General features: G+C 42.1%; 19 protein-coding genes. 17 read left to right on the top strand and 2 right to left on the bottom strand.

The window, feature by feature from the left end; translation table 11 throughout:
• Positions 1 to 10 precede the first annotated feature (10 nt).
• Both G564_RS0106905 and G564_RS0106900 read left to right on the top strand, forming a co-directional pair.
• On the top strand, positions 11 to 2,968 hold the full coding sequence (locus G564_RS0106905) for an amidohydrolase family protein (protein WP_029037012.1): 2,958 nt from the start codon (positions 11 to 13) through the stop codon (positions 2,966 to 2,968).
• A gap of 10 nt (positions 2,969 to 2,978) precedes the next feature.
• Positions 2,979 to 4,292, top strand: coding sequence for an amidohydrolase family protein (locus G564_RS0106900; RefSeq protein WP_029037011.1), 1,314 nt, complete (start codon positions 2,979 to 2,981; stop codon positions 4,290 to 4,292).
• A 65-nt stretch (positions 4,293 to 4,357) separates the two neighbouring features.
• Here G564_RS0106900 and G564_RS18785 read toward each other — a convergent pair whose 3' ends face one another.
• On the bottom strand, positions 4,358 to 4,801 hold the full coding sequence (locus G564_RS18785; RefSeq protein WP_051205349.1) for a hypothetical protein: 444 nt from the start codon (positions 4,799 to 4,801) through the stop codon (positions 4,358 to 4,360).
• A gap of 108 nt (positions 4,802 to 4,909) precedes the next feature.
• Between G564_RS18785 and G564_RS0106890 the strand changes: the two genes are divergently transcribed.
• The 13 genes from G564_RS0106890 to G564_RS0106830 all read left to right on the top strand — a co-directional run bounded on the left by G564_RS0106890 (position 4,910) and on the right by G564_RS0106830 (position 16,777).
• The gene (locus G564_RS0106890) at positions 4,910 to 5,725 is read left to right on the top strand and encodes a TrmH family RNA methyltransferase (RefSeq protein ID WP_029037009.1); all 816 of its coding nucleotides are present in this window, start codon (positions 4,910 to 4,912) and stop codon (positions 5,723 to 5,725) included.
• 343 nt (positions 5,726 to 6,068) lie between these two features.
• Complete coding sequence (locus G564_RS0106885; RefSeq protein ID WP_029037008.1) at positions 6,069 to 7,301, top strand: M48 family metallopeptidase; 1,233 nt, start codon at positions 6,069 to 6,071, stop codon at positions 7,299 to 7,301.
• Between the two features lie 43 nt (positions 7,302 to 7,344).
• A complete protein-coding gene (locus tag G564_RS0106880; RefSeq protein WP_029037007.1) occupies positions 7,345 to 9,549 on the top strand; it encodes a RelA/SpoT family protein in 2,205 nt (734 codons plus the stop codon).
• Between the two features lie 23 nt (positions 9,550 to 9,572).
• A complete protein-coding gene (locus tag G564_RS0106875) occupies positions 9,573 to 10,028 on the top strand; it encodes a Fur family transcriptional regulator (RefSeq protein WP_029037006.1) in 456 nt (151 codons plus the stop codon).
• Between the two features lie 11 nt (positions 10,029 to 10,039).
• Positions 10,040 to 11,311, top strand: coding sequence for an adenylosuccinate synthase (locus G564_RS0106870; RefSeq protein ID WP_029037005.1), 1,272 nt, complete (start codon positions 10,040 to 10,042; stop codon positions 11,309 to 11,311).
• A 127-nt stretch (positions 11,312 to 11,438) separates the two neighbouring features.
• Complete coding sequence (locus G564_RS0106865; protein ID WP_029037004.1) at positions 11,439 to 12,596, top strand: FAD-dependent oxidoreductase; 1,158 nt, start codon at positions 11,439 to 11,441, stop codon at positions 12,594 to 12,596.
• Between the two features lie 155 nt (positions 12,597 to 12,751).
• Complete coding sequence (locus G564_RS0106860; RefSeq protein WP_029037003.1) at positions 12,752 to 13,180, top strand: hypothetical protein; 429 nt, start codon at positions 12,752 to 12,754, stop codon at positions 13,178 to 13,180.
• Between the two features lie 35 nt (positions 13,181 to 13,215).
• The gene (locus G564_RS20700) at positions 13,216 to 13,545 is read left to right on the top strand and encodes a hypothetical protein (protein ID WP_245583670.1); all 330 of its coding nucleotides are present in this window, start codon (positions 13,216 to 13,218) and stop codon (positions 13,543 to 13,545) included.
• 156 nt (positions 13,546 to 13,701) lie between these two features.
• On the top strand, positions 13,702 to 13,881 hold the full coding sequence (locus tag G564_RS20695) for a hypothetical protein (RefSeq protein WP_245583669.1): 180 nt from the start codon (positions 13,702 to 13,704) through the stop codon (positions 13,879 to 13,881).
• 25 nt (positions 13,882 to 13,906) lie between these two features.
• Positions 13,907 to 14,155 (top strand): putative signal transducing protein, encoded by a 249-nt coding sequence (locus G564_RS18775; RefSeq protein ID WP_037373647.1) that lies wholly within the window; start codon positions 13,907 to 13,909, stop codon positions 14,153 to 14,155.
• A gap of 28 nt (positions 14,156 to 14,183) precedes the next feature.
• Positions 14,184 to 14,960: an enhanced serine sensitivity protein SseB C-terminal domain-containing protein gene (locus tag G564_RS19855; RefSeq protein WP_051205348.1), complete on the top strand. Its 777-nt coding sequence runs from the start codon at positions 14,184 to 14,186 to the stop codon at positions 14,958 to 14,960.
• A gap of 110 nt (positions 14,961 to 15,070) precedes the next feature.
• Positions 15,071 to 15,643 (top strand): DUF6794 domain-containing protein, encoded by a 573-nt coding sequence (locus tag G564_RS18765; RefSeq protein WP_037373645.1) that lies wholly within the window; start codon positions 15,071 to 15,073, stop codon positions 15,641 to 15,643.
• Positions 15,644 to 15,799: 156 nt separating this feature from the next.
• Entirely contained in the window at positions 15,800 to 16,777 is a 978-nt protein-coding gene (locus G564_RS0106830) for a hypothetical protein (RefSeq protein ID WP_029037002.1), read from the top strand.
• Positions 16,778 to 17,199: 422 nt separating this feature from the next.
• Here the strand turns inward: G564_RS0106830 and G564_RS0106825 are convergent, their stop codons facing one another.
• Positions 17,200 to 18,600 (bottom strand): glycosyltransferase, encoded by a 1,401-nt coding sequence (locus tag G564_RS0106825; protein WP_029037001.1) that lies wholly within the window; start codon positions 18,598 to 18,600, stop codon positions 17,200 to 17,202.
• 321 nt (positions 18,601 to 18,921) lie between these two features.
• On the opposite strand from G564_RS0106825, the gene G564_RS0106820 reads away from it, so the two are divergent.
• Together G564_RS0106820 and G564_RS0106815 are read left to right on the top strand one after the other, a co-directional pair.
• A complete protein-coding gene (locus G564_RS0106820; RefSeq protein WP_156879195.1) occupies positions 18,922 to 19,131 on the top strand; it encodes a hypothetical protein in 210 nt (69 codons plus the stop codon).
• Entirely contained in the window at positions 19,101 to 20,066 is a 966-nt protein-coding gene (locus G564_RS0106815; protein ID WP_029036999.1) for an App1 family protein, read from the top strand. Before G564_RS0106820 ends, G564_RS0106815 begins: the two co-directional genes overlap by 31 nt.
• The last annotated feature ends 286 nt before the right edge of the window (positions 20,067 to 20,352 follow it).

Here is a 20,352-nt window from a genome sequence, read left to right as displayed (position 1 = left end):
AAACTATTTTATGAGAATCAGATTTTTATTTTGCCTGCTGTTTAGTGCCGTAACCGGACTGCAGGCGCAGGAATACTTTCCTAAAAATGATGCCGTAAAGGCAGAGGTCAATACCAATTTCACGGTATTCAAAAATGCCAATATTCATGTAGATCCTTCAAACGTGATCAACGGCGGAATGCTCGCTGTTCGCAACGGCAAGGTGACTGCAGTAGGCAAGAACATCAAGGTACCGGCGAATGCCGTAGTTGTAGATCTTAAGGGCAAAACCATTTATCCTTCCTTTATTGATCTCTACTCCAACTTCGGGATAGAAAAACCAAAAGGTCAGAACGGAAGCCCCTATAGTGGAAATCCACAGTATGATGCCGATCGTGAAGGCTACTACTGGAATGATCACATAAGGCCTGAAACTGCTGCCCTGGAGAGTTTTAAATACAGTGACAGCGAAGCCGAAAAACTGCGAAAACTTGGTTTTGGCGTGGTAAATACCCACATGCCCGACGGAATTGTGAGAGGGACCGGAATGCTGGTTGCCCTTAATTCTCAAGGGACTGAAGGAGATCGTATCCTGGATGAAAGATCTGCTCAGTTTCTTTCTTTTGATAAAAGTGCAAAATCCAGGCAAGTTTATCCTTCCTCCAAAATGGGAGCCATGGCATTGCTCAGACAAACCTACCTGGATGCCGACTGGTATGCTAAAGGTAATTCGCAGACAAAAGATCTGGCCCTACAGGCCTTCAATCAAAATAAAAACCTGTTACAGATCTTTAAGACAGATAACCTGCTGGATGAACTCCGTGCAGATAAGATAGGAGATGAATTCGGCGTACAATATGTCATAGTAGGAAGCGGGAAAGAATTCGAAAGACTAGACGCTATTAAGGCTACTAATGCCACTTTTGTTGTTCCGGTGAATTTCCCCGCCCCATTTGACATGGAAGACCCATATATAGCGAGTTATGCCAGCCTTGCTGATATGAAGGAGTGGAATCAGGCTCCTGCAAATCTCAAGATGATGGCCGAAAAGAGTATTCCTTTCAGCATCACTTCCCAGGACGCTGAGAAAAATTTCCGCGAGAATCTTATTAAGGCTGTGGAGTACGGACTGGATAAAAAATCGGCACTTGCCGCTTTAACCACTGTTCCCGCAAAAATAATAGGAAAAGAGAATCAGCTCGGAACTTTAAAAGAAGGCGCCTGGGCCAATTTCCTCATCACCTCGGGAGATTACTTTGATAAGGAAACAACAATTTATGAGAACTGGGTACAGGGAAAAAGATCTGTAATTGAGGATATAAATCTTGTAAGTATTAACGGCACCTATGATGTCAACGTTGCCGGCAACACCTATGAAGTCAAGATAAGCGGAGAAGCTACCAAGCCTAAGGCCGAAGTGAAGCTGAACAACAATAAAATCGGCTCTAAGCTGAACTATAAAAGCAACTGGTTAAACATCCTGCTTTCAGCACCCGATACCACAAAAGCAGAATATACCCGCCTAAGTGCCAAAGTTCCCGAAGATCCAAAAAGCTTCAGCGGAAAAGCCATTTTAGGCGATGGTACAGAAACCACATTTACTGCAACAAGGACTGCGGAAGCTTCAGAAGATAAAAAGAAAAAAGAAGATGAACATCCCGAAGTGCTCCCGGTGACTTTCCCAAACATGGGGTACGGCTTTGAAAGACTTCCGAAGCAACAGAACATTTTATTTAAAAATGCCACAGTATGGACCAGTGAAGACGCCGGTATCCTGGAGAATACAGATGTACTCGTTCGCAACGGAAAGATCGCGCAGGTAGGAAAGAACCTTAGCGCACGCGGGGCAACTGAAATTGATGCTACGGGGAAACACCTTACGGCCGGAATTATTGATGAGCACTCGCACCTTGCAGCTTCTGCAGTTAATGAGGCCGGTCACAATTCTTCTGCCGAAGTGCGTATGGAAGATGTCGTAGATCCCGATGATATCGGAGTTTACCGTAACCTCGCAGGGGGCGTTACAACTATGCAGTTGCTGCATGGTTCTGCCAACCCTATTGGAGGACAGTCGGCAATTCTAAAAATGAAGTGGGGTGCTTCTCCTGATGAAATGATCTTTAGCAATTCTCCCAAATTCATAAAGTTCGCGCTTGGGGAGAATGTAAAACAGGCTAACTGGAGCAGTAATTCAAGATTTCCGCAGACACGTATGGGTGTGGAGCAGGTATTTGTAGATTACTTTACCCGCGCTAAAGAATACGAATCTCTGAAGAAAAGCGGAAAACCCTTCCGTAAGGATATAGAAATGGAAACTCTGCTCGAGATCCTTAATGGCGAACGTCATATCACTGCCCACTCTTATGTACAGAGTGAGATCAACATGCTGATGAAGATTGCAGAACAATACGGATTCAAGATCAACACCTTCACTCACATTCTGGAAGGCTATAAGGTGGCCGATAAAATGGCTGAACATGGAGCCGGAGGTTCTACCTTCTCTGACTGGTGGGCGTACAAGTATGAAGTGAAGGATGCTATCCCACAAAATGCCGCTATTATGCACAACGCGGGAGTGACTGTTGCAATTAACAGTGATGACGCCGAAATGAGCCGCAGACTCAACCAGGAGGCGGCAAAAAGTGTAAAATACGGTGATATTTCTGAAGAGGAAGCCTGGAAGTTTGTAACTATAAATCCGGCGAAACTGCTTCACATAGATGATCGTGTGGGAAGTATAAAAGAAGGAAAGGATGCCGATCTTGTACTTTGGACAGCAAACCCGCTTTCAGTTTATGCAAAACCGGAAAAAACTTTAATAGAAGGGGTTGTTTATTTTGATATCGAGAGAGACCGGGAACTGCGTGAGGAAGTAGAAAAGCAAAAGAACCTGCTGGCCACACAAATGCTCAAGGCTAAGAACAATGGCCTAAAGACGCAGGCAGTGAAGGAAACAAAGAAGGAAGAAATGCATTGTGACACCCTATAAAACAGACTCTATGAAAATTATAAACCTAATTATATTGCCGGTCCTGCTTTTTCTTACAGGGACCACAATTGCACAGCAAACCCCGGCACCCGAACAATCCCGGGCTGTCACTATAGTCGGAGCCACGGCCCATATTGGTAACGGCGAAGTAATCGAGAACAGTCTTATCATTTTTGAAAACGGAAAGATCACTACGGTTACAGATGCCAACTCCACAAAAAGGCAGTATCCCGGAACTATTATAGACGCCAAAGGAAAGCACGTTTACCCCGGATTCATTTCTCCGAATTCCACTTTAGGACTGGTGGAGATAGATGCTGTAAAGCAATCTGATGATGAGGATGAATTGGGAGAACTACTGCCTCACGTTAGAAGTATTATAGCTTACAATGCAGAAAGCCAGGTGGTAGAAAGTATGCGTCCTAACGGGGTCCTGGTAGGCCAGATCACCCCGCGTGGTGGCAGGATTTCAGGTACTTCTTCCATAGTACAGTTTGATGCATGGAACTGGGAAGATGCCGTTTTAAGAGAGGATGACGGAATACATATCAACTGGCCGAACAGCGTTCGCAGAGGTCGTTGGTGGGCCGGTGAAGACCCGGGAGTAAAGCCCAATGATGATTATGAAAAAGATATACGTACTGTTTCTGAATTTTTCAGCAACGCCAGGGCCTACCTGGCAGGTCCACAGGAAATTGCTAATCTGCCATTTATGGCAATGCAAAATGTCTTTGACGGAAAACAAAAAATTTACATTCACGCCGACGGAGAAAAGGAACTCATGGACATTTTGCAATTCAAAAGGGATCATGACCTTGAACACGTCGTTTTGGTAGGAGCTTACAGTGCCTATAAAATTGCCGATCAGGTAAAGGCTGCCAATGTGCCAATTCTGGTTGGAAGAGTACACAGCAGGCCCAACCACGAGGATAGCCATTACGACCTGCCATACAAGATGGCTTACCTGCTTCACCAAAAAGGAATATTAGTTGGACTTGAATCCAGCGGAAGCATGGAAAGGATGAACAGCCGTAATTTACCTTTTTACGCAGGTACGGTTACAGCTTACGGGGCCAGTAAGGAGGAAGCCCTGCAAATGATCACACTAAACACCGCAAAAATCCTCGGCATCGACGACAGTCTGGGATCATTGGAAACCGGTAAGGATGCTACCCTGTTCATTAGTGAGGGAGACGCTCTTGACATGAGGACCAACAAGATCTCTCAGGCTTTCATCCAGGGCCGGGAAATAAGTTTGGAAAGTCACCAGACTCAGCTGGCAAAACGATACACAGATAAATACGGACAGGAGGAGAAAATATAACCTGCCGGAAATTTCATTTTTGAAAGGCTGTCCCGGGAAAAAATATTTTTCCGGGACAGCTTTTTTTATACCTTAAATTCACCTGAATTAAGCACCACCTGGGTGGAGGGGAGCACAGGGCTCGGGTCATCCTCGGCGGTAACAAAAATCCTTATAGGTTCATAAGGAGTGCCGGTCGTGATCTTTGCGTTATTCTTTCGGGAGACATTTAGGTTGCCAATGTTGATCGTTCCATGCTTTTTTGTTACCAACCATACAACATAGTGTTTGCGGGCCGGAGTCAGCCTTTCCGCCTCTGCAAGATTACTGACTTCCAGTTCGATCTCGTAATTTTTATTGGAGTCCTTATCAATTTTCACAACGGCTTCGGCTGCCGGCACAACTTCCGAAACCGGAAATGTGACTTTCTTACTGCACGCGCTTATCAGGATAGCCGCAAAAATAAAGCTGAGAATTCGGAAAGAACTTTTTATTGAAAGTTGATTTCCTTTATTGTAATTAATTTCCATCTGTCTCTTTTCCAGTTAATTTACGACATTTTTTTAACAAATAGTAATTGGGAGCAGCTTCCTTATTACAACCGGTTTTACCATCCCGAAGTTTTTTATCTTTACGGTATGCAAAAATTCATCAGCAGTCTGCAAAATCAGGCGGTTAAGAGACTGCTTCAGCTACAGGAAAAGGCAAGAGCCCGTAAGAAAGAGAATGTCTTTGTAGTCGAGGGCGTACGCGAGATTGGTTTAGCCATCAAGGGTGGGTATGAAGTGCGGGAACTCTATTTTAACCCTGAGTTATTTCCTGCTGAAAAAGCTGAAGAACTGGTTTCCCCTTCTACCGAAATCATTGCACTCTCCCCTGAAGTTTATGAGAAGATCGCCTATCGCGGAAGCACCGAAGGTGTGATTGCTGTAATCGCTGCCAGGGAACTGAGCCTTGATAAAATTAAACTGAAAAATGAAAATCCGCTAATTCTTGTAGCCGAAGCTCCTGAAAAACCCGGAAACATTGGTGCTTTACTTCGAACTGCCGATGCGGCTGCTGTAGATGCTGTATTTATTGCGAATCCAAGAACCGACATGTTCAACCCCAATATCATTCGCAGCAGTGTTGGTTGTTTATTTACTAATAACATTGCTACGGGAACTACAACGGAAATTATTTCATTTTTAAAGCAGCGAAAAATTGCCATTTTTGGAGCTGCATTACAGGCCTCAGTTCCTTATCACACAGTAGATTTCACAGAAGGTTCCGCAATTGTGGTCGGCACCGAAGCCACGGGTTTAAGTGAAGAATGGCTGCAAAACACTACCAAAAATGTCATCATTCCCATGGAAGGAGAGATCGATTCCATGAATGTTTCAGTCGCTGCAGGAATTCTGATCTTTGAGGCGAAAAGGCAGCGCCTGCGGCGCAATTCAGAATTCAAGATTTAAAATTCAAGGTTGAAGGTCAACTTTTCTTAAGTTCGGAACTTTGGAAAGTTCGTCTCACCCTCTGTCATTCCGACGAAGGAGGAATCTCTTTCACTGAGCATTGAACACTTATCTCCCACCCCGCCTTACAGGCACCCCTCCGGAGGAGGGGAGGAAATCGATGAAACATTCCGAGATACCACTCCGGAGGAGGGAACTCCTTTCGATAAAAATCTAAAAAATCATTGGTGAATTCGCGGCAAAAATTTTCTGATCACTAAGCACTGAAGACCAGAATGAACTTCTAAAATCTACCTTCTAACTTCCCCCCGATTCTGCTTATATTAGCCCCAAAACAAAAAAATTGACTGCAAATACTCTCTTTTACATCATTGTCGGCATTATAATTATTGACTTTCTGGTGGATAAAATCCTGGATGCACTTAATGCCAAACATTATAATGATCCGGTGCCGGATTCCCTTCAGGATGTGTTTGATGAAGAGGAATACAGGAAATCTCAACGGTATAAAAAAGTCAATTACAGGTTCGGGATCATATCTTCAACTTTTTCAGTTGTTGTTTTACTGCTGTTCCTTTTTTTGGACGGATTTGATTTTGTGGATAATATTGCCAGATCGGTTTCAGATAATGCCATAGTCATCGCTCTAATTTTCTTCGGGATCATTATGCTGGCCAGTGATTTGCTGTCTCTGCCATTTTCCTGGTACCACACCTTTGTCATTGAGGAGGAATTCGGCTTTAATAAAACCACTCCCAAAACCTTTATTTTAGATAAATTCAAGGGCTGGGGCATGATGATACTGCTGGGCGGCGGCATTCTTGCACTTATCGTTTGGTTCTACCAACTCGCGGGAGATGACTTCTGGTGGTACGCGTGGATCCTGGTGGCAGTATTCAGCATCTTTCTCAATATGTTTTACGCAAAACTTATTGTTCCCTTGTTTAATAAACAAACTCCTTTGGCCGAAGGTCCCCTGCGGGAAAAAATTGAAACCTATGCACAAAAAGAAGGTTTTACCCTTGATAAGATCTTCGTAATCGACGGCTCCAAAAGGAGTACTAAGGCCAATGCTTATTTTTCTGGCTTTGGAAGTGAAAAAAGAGTCACCCTTTATGACACTCTCATTAATGATCTGGAAGATGAAGAAATTGTGGCGGTCCTGGCGCACGAGGTGGGGCATTACAAAAAGAAACACATCATCATCAATCTCATCATTAGCATTCTCACTACCGGTTTTATGCTCTGGATCCTGTCTCTTTTTGTGGGAAACCCGTTGCTTTCCGAAGCACTGGGCGTAGAACAACCGGGATTTCACATAGGACTGGTTGCCTTCGGAATTCTCTACAGCCCTATTTCTGAATTAACAGGTATTATCATGAACTACCTCTCCCGGAAGTTTGAATACCAGGCAGATAATTTTGCCAAAAACACTTATAAGGCACAGCCTTTGATATCCGGATTAAAGAAGCTGTCAAAGAATAGTTTGAGCAATCTTACCCCGCATCCTGCTTATGTCTTCGTTCATTATTCTCACCCGCCGCTGTATAAACGTTTCAGGAACCTGCGGGCTTAATTATATTGCCCAATTTCAATCTTAATTGTATTTTTAGATCATGATGACGGAAGCTGCTATAGAAAAAGAAAATAAGGAGATTGCTCACCAATACAAGGAACTCCTGCGAATAAGTTACCAGACGCTTACCGATGAGGATAAGAAACTTATTCGTAAGGCTTTTGATATTGCCGTCGATGCTCATAAGGATCAGCGTCGCAAGTCGGGCGAAGCCTATATCTTCCATCCTATTGCTGTGGCCAAGATCGTGGCTTCAGAGATTGGACTGGACGCAACTTCTATCGCTGCTGCCCTGCTTCACGATGTGGTGGAAGACACCCGTTATTCTCTTGAAGACATTCAGCAGCTTTTTGGCGATACCGTAGCACGTATTGTGGACGGACTAACAAAGATCTCCCACCTGGAGCATGACAAAGATGTTTCCCTACAGGCAGAGAACTTCAGGAAGATGCTGCTCACGCTCAATGATGATGTACGGGTGATCATTATTAAAATTGCCGACCGCCTGCACAACATGCAGACCATGGATTCCATGCGGACAGATAAGCAGGAGAAGATCGCTTCAGAAACACTTTATATCTACGCTCCCCTTGCCCACCGGATTGGGCTCTACAACATTAAAACCGAACTTGAGGACATGGGTCTCAAATACACCGAACCGGATGTATATGACGAGATCCTGAAAAAAATAAGGGAAAGCAAGGAAGAACAGGATAAGTATATTGAGGAATTCACCAGGGTGATCCAGGATTCCCTGGACAGGGAACAGATGCAGTACACTATCAAGGGTCGGCCAAAATCCATCTATTCCATTCGTCGCAAGATGAAGAATCAGAATGTCACGTTCGACGAGGTGTACGATAAATTTGCGGTGAGGATCATCTATAAATCAGATCCTGCCAATGAAAAGTTTCTGGCATGGAAAATTTATTCCATAGTAACAGATCACTTTAGACCAAATCCTACCCGCCTGCGGGACTGGATCTCTTCTCCCAAATCAACAGGATACGAGGCCCTTCACATCACTGTAATGGGACCTAAAGGCCGCTGGGTGGAAGTACAGATACGCAGTGAGCGAATGAATGAGATTGCTGAAAAAGGCTATGCCGCACATTACAAGTACAAACAGGGGAGCAATCAGGAAGACGGGCTGGAGGAATGGGTAAACAAACTTCAGGAAGCACTTGAAAATGCAGAGGTGAACGCAGTAGATTTTGTCGAGCAGTTTAAACTTAACCTGTATTCGAAAGAGATCTTTGTTTTTACACCGCAGGGGGAGTTAAAATCCTTGCCGAAAGGTGCGACTCCGCTGGACTTTGCCTTCAGCATTCACACAGAGGTAGGTCTGCGTACACGGGGTGCCAGGGTCAATGGAAAACTTGTGCCATTAAGCACTACCTTAAACAGCGGAGACCAGGTAGAGATCATTACTTCAGAAAAAGCCAAACCAAATTCAAACTGGCTGGACTATGCTACTACGGCAAGGGCCCGGGCGAAAATTAAATCCTCTTTGAGAGAGGAGAAGAAAACTATTGCCGAAGAAGGTAAAGCTATCCTTACCCGAAAACTGAGAGCTCAAAAAATACCATTTAACGAAAAGACCATCAATGAGCTGGTAATCTTCTTTAAACTCAAAACCAGTCTTGACCTCTTCTACCGGGTAGGAATAGGCACTATTGATAACCAGAAGCTGAAGGATTACGCTGCCTCCCGGAGTAATGCACTGGTTAGCTTTTTTAAGAGCAAGATCAGGAAACAGGGTACCGTAGAGGATATTGATAGAGACGAGATCACCGCCAAATACGACCAGCTTGTCTTTGGCCGGGATGAGGAAGTACTTGATTACAAGCTCGCCAATTGCTGTAATCCTATACCCGGGGATAGCGTTTTTGGTTTCATTACAGTGAGTGAGGGGATAAAAGTGCATAAAAAAGACTGTCCCAATGCAATCCAGCTACAGAGCAACTTTGCCTACAGGATCATACAGGCAAAATGGAGGGATTCCAGCCAGGAAGAATTCAAGGCTGTAATTAAACTTACCGGAATTGACAATATTGGATTGGTGAATGATGTGACCCGGGAGATCTCAAACAATATGAGCGTCAACATACGTAACATAAATTTTGACAGTCAGGATGGTGTTTTTACAGGTCGCATTACTGTAGTGGTTAAGAACAATAGCATACTTAAAAAATTGATGGAACACCTTAAAAAAATAAACGGTATTGATAAGGTGTCACGCGAATAATCTTATACCTTTGCACCCATATCATGAGCAAAAAAGTAGTCAATAAGAACGACCAGGCTGTTGTAAAGAATGTTTTTACAAAATACCTGGAAGACAAAGGACACCGCAAGACGCCCGAGCGTTTTGCTATCCTTCAGGAGATCTACAACAGTGATGATCATTTTGATATTGAGTCTCTTTATATCAAAATGAAAAATAAGAAATACCGGGTTAGCCGGGCCACACTTTACAATACTATAGAACTTCTTCTGGAATGCGGACTGGTGCGCAAACATCAGTTTGGAAACAATCAGGCGCAATATGAAAAATCATATTTCGACCGTAATCATGACCACATCATTCTTACAGACACCGGGGAAGTTATCGAGTTCTGTGATCCTCGAATTCAATCGATAAAACAGACTATTGAAGAAGTTTTTAATATCGAGATCAGTAATCATTCTTTATATTTTTACGGAAACAAAAAATCAACCGAATAACCTGAATTTTTATGGCAGTAGACTTACTTCTTGGATTGCAATGGGGAGATGAAGGAAAAGGAAAAATAGTAGACGTATTCACCAAAAAATATGATGTCATCGCCCGCTTCCAGGGAGGCCCAAACGCCGGACATACCTTAGTTTTTGATGGAAAGAAGCATGTGCTTCATACCATTCCTTCGGGCATCTTTCATGACAACACTATTAACCTGGTTGGAAACGGGGTGGTAATTGATCCTGTCATCTTTAAAAAAGAGCTTGATAATCTTTCCAAAGCAGGAGTCGATTACATAGACAAGCTTATAATTTCCAGAAAAGCACATTTGATCCTGCCTACTCACCGCTTGCTCGATGCGGCAAGTGAAGCTTCAAAAGGCAAGGCAAAAATTGGTTCCACTCTTAAAGGGATAGGTCCCACTTATATGGATAAAACCGGCAGGAACGGAATTCGCGTGGGAGACCTCGAACTTAGTGACTGGAAAGAAAAATACCGGAATCTTGCCGATAAGCATGAGGCAATGATAAGCTTCTACAACGTAGATGTGCAATATGATCTCAGAGAACTTGAAAATGAGTTTTTCGCTGCCATTGAAACTCTTAGAAGCTTGCAGTTCATTGACAGTGAAGAATACCTGTATCAGGCACAAAAAAGCGGTAAATCTATTCTTGCTGAAGGTGCCCAGGGATCTTTGCTGGACATTGATTTTGGAACTTATCCATTTGTTACCTCCTCAAATACCACTGCGGCGGGAGCCTGCACCGGACTCGGAGTTGCACCAAATCAGATAAAAGATGTTTTTGGGATTTTCAAAGCCTATACTACCCGGGTAGGCAGCGGCCCCTTCCCTACCGAACTTTTTGATGAGGACGGGGAAAGAATGGCGCGAGTGGGCAATGAATTCGGCGCCACGACCGGAAGACCAAGACGCTGCGGCTGGCTGGATATGGTAGCATTAAAGTATGCAGTACAGGTAAGCGGTGTGACCCAATTGATCATGATGAAGTCGGATGTTTTAAGCGGCTTCAAAACCCTTAAGGTATGTACCGCATATAACTATCGCGGAGAAGAGATCACTCACCTGCCGTATAATATAGAAGCCGAAAATGTAACCCCGGTTTACACTCATTTTGATGGCTGGGAAAAAGACCTTACACGCCTTTCCTCTGCAAGCGAGTTACCAAAAGAGCTGAAAGATTACATCGCATTTATAGAAAAAGAACTGGAGATCCCCATTAAGATCGTATCTGTAGGCCCGGACAGGGTGCAGACTATAGATTTATAAGGGCTCTCAAAAATGCTATTTTTGAAAGGTGTTGCGAAAGCAGCACCTTTTTTGTTTCCGGAAGGTTTCTCAGAAAAAATGTAAATTAGAGAGATAACGCAATCCAGCTGCAGCTTAAGGATCAATAATGCAAACCGACCTCACGTATGATGTTCTTATTGTGGGCGCAGGCCCTGTAGGTTTAAGCCTGGGCATTAGTCTTGCTCAAAAGGGAAAAAAGGTGATCCTTTTAGAGAAGGAAGCTTCAACTGCGGAATATTCGCGGGCACCAAGCCTCTGGCCAAAAACCCAGGAAATTCTGGCAGAACTCGGAGTCATTCATCATTTTCAGAAAGCTGCAATTGAACTACCGGTAATGGAAATTTTTGATGCCGACAAAAACCTGAACATATTAAGGCTTCCTATAAAAGAACTTGGTGGCTCCACTCCTTTTCCACAGCTATTGCTACTTCCTCAATCCAAAACAGAAGAAATCCTGCTTAAGAAGCTGAAAAAGTTCCATTCTGCTACTGTTATTTTTTCAAGTGAAGTTTCAAAAGTGATTCAGGAAAAAGACAAGGTAAATGTAACGGCAAACCAAAAAAATGCAGAGAAGCAGTATTCAGCAAAAATAGTGGTAGGTGCCGATGGGGCCCACAGTACGGTACGGGAACAAATGCAAATTGCCTTCCCGGGAACCACCTATGCCTTTAAAGCCGCCCTGGCCGATATTAAATTTCCTGATGATTTGATGATCCCCTTTCCCAGAATTAGTACTAAAGAGTGCCCGGCTATAGGAATAAAGATTTCAGAGAATTTGTGGCGCATCATCATGCCCTTTAGCGACAGAGATAAAATGGAACTTCAGGAGAGAAGTGAGCGTTCTGTGAACCACCTCTTTCCTCAGTTAGAATGGGAACTCGTATGGAAGAGTGAATTCAGTCTTTATAGAAGGTTAGCTTCAAATTTTACTAAGGGAAGAGTTGTTCTGGCGGGAGATGCCGCCCATCTCAACAGCCCGGTGGGAGGACAGGGAATGAATTCCGGAATTCAGGATGTACCTGTCTTAACCGCCGCTATAATAGAATCCCTGACCAACAATAATTCCGGTCCTTTGGAAGTCTACAGCAATAAGAGAAGAAAAGAAATAGAAAAAGGAGTCAACCGGTTTACCCACATTCTTACCAGAATCCTCCTGAAGAGCAAAGGTAAAATGATCAAACCAGTCTTTAAACTTCTGAATTACCTGATGAGGTTCCCTCCTTTGCGAAGAAAATTTTTGAAGAAAATAGCGATGCTTTCCTGAGGGATTAAAAATTTATGATTCAGGATTCAAGATTGATCAACTTACCAGCATAACCCGAAAAAACAATGCACTCACCCAGCTCTGTATAAGTAAGGAATAATGTTGCGTAATCACATAAGGATTTTTCTTACATTGCTTTAGTTAAAGAAATATTAATGAAAAAAATCTATTTGTTTTTGTTGGGGCTGTTTATCTGCACAGGAACCTTTGCCCAGGATAATATTCCGGAGGAAATTAAAGTAGTGGACAAATCTCCTGTGGCAAGAGGTTGTGATCCAAATGCTTCCAACCCGGAACTAAAGGATTGTTTTACCCGGGTAGTCACAGAGCAAATTTTGAGTAAGATCAACGCCTCTTATCTCCAAAAACATAATCTGGCCCCGGGTATGTATAAAGTTCACACCACTTTCTCAATAGATGAAAAAGGAAAGGTGCAGGATGTTAACGCAAATTTCGAGAAGACTAAGATCGCAAAACATTTTGCGAAAGCAGTAAAATCTATTGCCCGCGTTGAACCGGCATATATAGATAATAAACCGGTAAAAATATTTTATGCCATTCCTATAAAGTTCGTGGTGAATTAAACTTAATTAAAGATGGGATTTTTCCGAACTTATTAATGAGAGAGACACTCAATTATATAATAGCTGCATTGTCACTTCCGGGCTCCACTTATTTACAGGCTCAAAATAAGGAGACCACCCATTTCATACCCGATGGTTACTCATTATTTAAGGAATATACCGGAGAATTAAATAATGACGGACTTGAAGATAGTGTTCTGATCGTAAAGAATACGAAAAAAGAGAATGTTATAATTGATCGTGGTGAAGAAGTAGACCGTAACAGGAGAGGGATCATCGTGCTCTTTAATAAGGAAGACCATTATGAATTAGTTGCTGAAAATTTAAACTGCTTTTCTTCCGAAAATGAGGACGGCGGAGTTTAATTCCCACCAGAACTATGGATCATTATTGAAAATAATAACCTGAAGATCCATTATGGTCACGGGAGATATGGTTACTGGCAATATATCTTTAGATATGATCAATCAGATTTCAGATTAACCGGTTATGAATCCAGCGAAAACCGTGGACCGGTAGTCTTGTACAAAACCAGTATTGATTTTCTGACTCAAGAGAAAATTATTTTCAAAAATATTACTCAAAATTCGGAGAATGAAGATGAAGTATTTGAAGAAACCCGGCGAAAAATAAAGGCTGATAATCAAATAAAGCTTTCCGGAATCCCTGATTTTGATGAGCTTGATATATACAATTTATAAAGACTATGACTAAATCCATAATCCAATGAGCAGTTCAAACCACTACGTAGATTTTTATTCAGGTTCCGAAGTCGAAGTTCTAAGGGTAAAAGACCTTCTGGAGGGAGGAGAAATTCCTTCAATAATCCAAAATGACCTCCAATCGGGAAATCTCGGCGGATTCTTTGGAGGTACTTTCAGCACTATCCGCCTGAAAGTACAGGAAGCAGACCTTGATAAGGCCCGGAAATTATTAGCAAGTCTTGATCCAAATAATCAAAATTTAAAAGGATAAGGCTTAGCCCAACTATAAATAGAAGAAAATGGGATTATTAGATCTATTCAGGAGAAAGAGAACAGAAGGCAATTTTCCTGAAAATGAATTAGAGAAAACATTGATGCAGGCTACGACAGACTCCTCTAAACGCAAGGATTTCTACATGAAACTTTTATGGAATGATCTAATAGTCTTGACCACCAAGCATGATAAAGAGGGAACCCATGTTTTAGAAGAGAACACTACAGTGCAATTTGTGAACTTTGAAGATGGAAAGATCCCGATATTTACTTCGACAAATAGAATCTTTGATAAAGCAATAGTTAAGGATGAAGTGCCTTTTATGGCCTTAAAGGGAAAGGATCTATTTAAAATTGCACGGGGAGCAACCTTCATTCTCAACCCCTATTCAGATTATGGAAAGGAATTGATTCCGAATGAAATTGAAAAATTGCTGAATGGTTCGATCTTTAATGAAACCAATGAATTCAAAATTGAGGAAGATACTCAGGTTCAGATAGGTCAGCCGGCAGAATATCCTGTTGCACTTGTTAAGGCTTTAAAGCAATTCTTTAGGGAGAAAAAAACCGTTAGAGCTGCTTATTTAGCAGCAGTGAAAATGGATAAGTCTAATGACCAGCCTCATATCATGATCGCAATAGATATGGATGGTGATATGAAGTCGATCACCAACGAAGCAGGACCTATAGCAGAAAAATATCATCAAAATCAGGCAGTGGATTTCTTGCAAATTGAACATTCCAACAATGGAATTTCTGAATACTTTTTAAAGGAAACAAAAGCTTTCTATAAGAGGAAATAACCTGAAGAAAATGTTTGAAAATGCTGCGACCTTTAGTTGGAATTATACACAAGAGAGTTTAGGGAGTCCTGCCGATTCAAACTGCCCGATGGCGGAAAGCTGAAGAAAATATGAGAAAAATTGTCCTTATTCTATGCCTTTCTTTCAGCTTCATTTCATGTTCGCAGAAGAATATTCCTTACGGACTAAGGAGCACGATCAATGAGATCGACCGAAACCTGAATGACACGGTGAAATATGATTTTAAGATAGCTCCTGAAGGTGTTGCCACCTCAAAACATCATTTTGGCCTAGGACTGAATATAAGAAATGAGAAAAACCTTTGGCGAAGCAGCCTGCTTAAAACCTTTTTCCAATTGAATGGCATTCAGCATCCAGATGATATGAGTGGAATTATATTGACCACATATCATCGGGAATTGAACAACAAGCCAATTAATTTTAGGGAACAGAAGAGGTATTACAAAGAATACTGGAAAATAGCGCAGCTCCCCGGAGATACAATTGAAAAGTGGTATGCCGCTAAAAATCCGGAAGCTATTTATCAAAAAGAAAATGAAGCATATCTCTCCAATTTTACAATAGGAAGAAAGGTATTAGGTTCCGTTAATGCCTGGAAAGAGAGAGAGAGAGAATGGATGGTCCGGTTCCTCTGTAAGTTTTATAGCAGAAATTACCGGTAGAAATGACAGAATTTTGAATCTTAAAATAATAGAACTTGAGGCACCTAAGATTGGGTTTGAACTGGAAATGAAGGTAGGAGACATGGTGGAGGCCGATCCCTACGAGGTTTTTGTGATTCCTTAAAGCGAATAACCTCCTAAAATTATGGTCATAACATGAAGCAGGTAAAATCAAGATTCTTAAATATTGAAAATATTAATTCAGCACTCATAATATGTGCCTCCTTCACATTAATTTTCCTGGGATATCTGGTTTGGCTGGCTACATCAATTGACCAGGAAACTCTGCCTTATTTAACGCTTCCGCTAATTTTGGGCCTCATCCTGGAGAATCGCCGACTGGATAAGAACTGGAAGGTATTGGCTTTAAAGCTCATGTTGGCCAGTATTTGTGCCTCAGTGATCTCCTTCTTCAAGATCCTCGATTCCGACGTTTCAACAGAAATTGCACTTTGGCCGTATCTTTTCATCATCTTTTTTGCCATTTTCTCCGCCATTTACCATGATAAAAAGGTCACCCCGGTGATCACCGAGGGTACTACCCTGCTCCAGTCCATCTCCATAATTTACTGGATCATTCATTACAATTATCTGAGTTTTTCAAACTTCTTTGAAGCTGCCGTACTTTTCATCGGACTCTTATTCTGTCTGCTCTCCTTCTATACTGCCTTCAGCTACACTCCACTCACCTCAACCCTTAGGCTTGTGCTGAGCATTTGGAGTGCGGTTATCATGCTGGCGTTTTCCATTGTTTATATCTACAGAGTAATTTACCACAATGACTTTGGAGGGAATTATTTCATTGATAATTCCATGAATTTCATTCAATATTTCCTACTCGGAATATCTCTGATCTATTTGATACAGAACGCCCGGATGGTCATTGTATATATACCTTCCAAAAATAGCTTTTTTGACAGGGCTCATTTGAAAAGGATCGCAAGGATGAACAAATTACACCTGTGGAGATATTCCAAAGAACAGGTAAAGGTGAAGGATTCCCTGCTTATCCTCGGTTTCACTTCTGTAGTTTTTTTCTTCAACTATTCAGCAGATCTCATTCCACCCTTTACCATGATTTGGCTCGTATTCTGGTCGGCCCCCATCATAATCTTTTTCAAGAACAGGAGATAACAAAAGAATCCGCAGCAGACGCTAAACCCGTAGACCTTAGGATTACCAAAGAAAAAAGCAAAGGGAGCTAATTGGGGATTGGTTAATTGGATAAATGGTTAATTGGTTATTTAGGGATTGGAAATAAGCTCCCTTCTTTTTATTCAATTATAGGTTATACTCTGATCTATGGATTCCAAAAACAGGGGTTAACCCCCCCCGGCTACCAATCCTTCGTCCTACTGGACTGGTAAAAAATTTAAATTTTTTTTTTACCCATTTAAACTCCCCCACGCCCCCTTTGTCAGCCTGACGAAGGAAGGGTCGCATCTGAGTAAGCAGTCACCCCACGCCTTGTCACCCTGACGAAGGAAGGGTCTAACCTGAATAAGCACATTTCGTACATTTAACTTCCTATATCTACCTTCCTGCCAACTGACCACTTATCCCCTCGTCAACCATCCCCTTTTGCTAGCTGTGGCGATAGCATAGGGAGTGATCCAGAATAACCCAAAGGTGTACAGGATACTGTATGAGTACGCCCAGAAGGATTCCGAAAGCTTATATTTTTTGGCATAGAAGAAAACCGGGAAGCTGGACCAGATCAGGATGCTTAGAAGTGTGGAGCTAAGGAACAATAAGGGATCCATGGAAATAAAGAAAAGCATGAGCAGAATCGTTGGATAGCTCATCACCAGTTTAAGCACCTGGTTAAGAAAAAGAATACGGGATCCTGCCTTTGAGCCTTCCCTGAAATCTGTGAACACATATTTTGCCATGGCGATATTTTCCCTCACATTGCTTCTCCCCCACCTGATGAACATTTTATAGAGTCCGGTATATTTTTCGGGCACATTGGTATAGGCAAAGGCATTTCTCTGGAAAAGGACGTGGTAACCCTGCTTAAGGATCATGTTACTCATTGCCCGGTCCTCCCCAATATCTGAAGCTTGTCCCATAAAGGTTTGATTGATCCATTCTTCAAGACATCCAAATACAGCTTCCCTTTTGTAGGCCGCTAAAGCCCCTGGCGTACAAAGAACAGACTCAAGGCTGCTTTCTGCGGAACGCACAAACTCGAAACTTAATACAAAGCTAACATCCAGCATTTTGGGCAAAAGGGCTTTATGATCATTGTTAAGCACACGAATGTTTCCTGCTACCGCCCCGCATTTATCATTTGTGACAAATGGACTCACCAGGTTGCGCAGCGTATCTTTAGTAACTTCAGAATCACTGTCTACAGTGACGAAAACCTCTCCCGTTCCCAGGTGGAATCCGCGGTAAAGAGCGTGACGTTTACCTTTGTTTTGAGGCTGCTGATAAATACTTACCCGGTCTCCCAGGTCTTTTTTCGCTTTCTGCATCCACTCCCAGGTATCATCCTTACTTCCGTCGTCAATGGCCAGTAGTTGTAACTTGCCTTCGGGATAATCACTTTTGGCGAGGCTCATTAAAGTTGCCCACACCTGCTTGCCTTCATTGTATGCGGGAACGATCACTGTACAGGTAGGCAGCTCGTTATTAGCTACAGAAGCCACCGGTTTGTAGCGCAGGTACAGGTACAGGTTATAGAAGAAGAACCCGGCTCTAAAAAAGAGCAGGGAACCTGTGATGATCAGGAATACTATTCCCCAGGTCGAATCAAGACCTTCCAGACTGTAGCGTCCAAAATCGTTTTGTAGGACATATACCAGATATGCCGCACCCATAAGCAGTGCCAGGCTGCTGGCTCGTACGATAACACCTTTCAGGTTTTTTGGTTTTTCTTTAAAATTTGAACTTTCATTTAAAGCAGATTTCTCTGCGGAAATAAATTGATTTGAAGCTATGTTTTTTTTCATTTCTGAATATTCTTGTTTTAATTTCTAAGTGTAAAGGATCTACCCACACCCGCGCAGACTTAGCAATCCACGTACCATTTTGTAAGAGAGCTCAAAAAGAGCTCATTAAGAATTAGCCTGAAGGAGAGGTGGGGAGTATTTCCACACCTATAAAAAGTAAATCCCCAACTTTGGTCTTATAAGGGACATTGGGAATATTCTAAAGTCCTGGTTCATCTATTTATAATCTTCTCCTAAATCTGTTTGGACTATCTCCTTTTTAAAGATTAATTTTTATTTTAAATGGGTCACAGAAATAATTCTGCAGTAAAAACATCTCATATGGCCAATCCTCCAACCGAACTGAAGAAAAACCTTCAAGAAGCACTATCCGGGTTAGAGCATCTTCTAACCAGAACAAAACTATCTGTAAAGGAGAAACTCAATCTCCTGGAACCTTTAAAGATCCTGCCTTTTATGGTTATGGGAATGAACATTCTGTATTTATTCAGGGACGGGTCATGGAGGAAGAGAAGATTCAGGATCAGGTAAAGGATCAATCGGTTATGGAACATCTCAAAGACACCTATAAGAGATATGAGACAGATGAAATCCCCTATATTGGTATAAAGGGATCTTTCGGGGGAAAGGAAATAGAAACTAAAACAGATGCAGAAGGTTTCTTCGAGTTAAAATTCACATTTGAAAAACCGATTGATTATTCAGAAACAGGGAATATAGTACAGTTGGAACTCCTTGAAAGGAAGACCGAAAACGACCAATTGAAAGCTGAAGGGCACATCTTTGTGCCTGGAAAAGATCCGGAGTTCGGAGTGATATCCGATATTGACGATACAGTCATGATTTCACGGATGAACCATTTCATAGAAAAGCTGAGATTAATGCTGCTAAATGATGCGACCGATAGGACACCTTTTCCCGGAATTAGTGCTTTACTAAAGGCCCTGCAACTGGGATCGGATGGCAAAGGTAATAATCCGCTCTTCTACGTCTCCGGGAGTGAATGGAACCTTTATGACCTTCTGGTGAATTTCATGCAATATCATGATATCCCACATGGCCCTTTATTCCTGAAAGATAAAGGGAGTGGACTTGACTCCGGACAATGGGAAACAGAAGAGGAAGGTTATAAGCAGAAAAGAATCCGACACATCCTGAAGACCTATCCCCCTCTTAAATTCATTTGCATTGGAGATAGTGGCCAACATGATCCCGAAGTTTATCAAAAGATCCAGGAAGAGTTTCCCGACCAGCTTCTTGGAATTTACATTAGAGATGTTACTCCAGATAAGCGTGACAGGGAAGTGAGGGAGATCAGAAAAAAAGTGAATGATATGGGCACAGAAATGGAACTCATTGAAGAAACTTTTACTGCTGCAAGACATGCCCTGAGGATGAGTTGGATAAACAAAGATCAATTAGACAACATTCGCAAAAGCTGTGAAGAGGATGCTAAGGGATCCTAATTTTCTCCTCTTGTAGCCATTACGGATATCCTCATTTGTTTTACCATTTTATTCAATATCTTGCTCTAGTTAAAGAAACATTAAGATCAATAAGGTTAATTTTAGTTGGTGAAATAAAGATTAATGTAAAATGAAGAGACTAATCCCCATATTGACAGTTTTTCTCTTGAGTTCATGTTCGTCACAATATGACAAGAAGCTACTGACTGAATACTTCAAGGAAGTGAAAGAGTTAAATCAAATATTGGTTAACCTTAAGATCACATAAGAAATAGTGACGGACTTC

The organism is Salinimicrobium xinjiangense DSM 19287 (assembly GCF_000423585.1).
GTDB classification, from domain to species: Bacteria; Bacteroidota; Bacteroidia; order Flavobacteriales; family Flavobacteriaceae; genus Salinimicrobium; species Salinimicrobium xinjiangense.
This window is presented reverse-complemented; position numbering and strand designations above follow the sequence as displayed.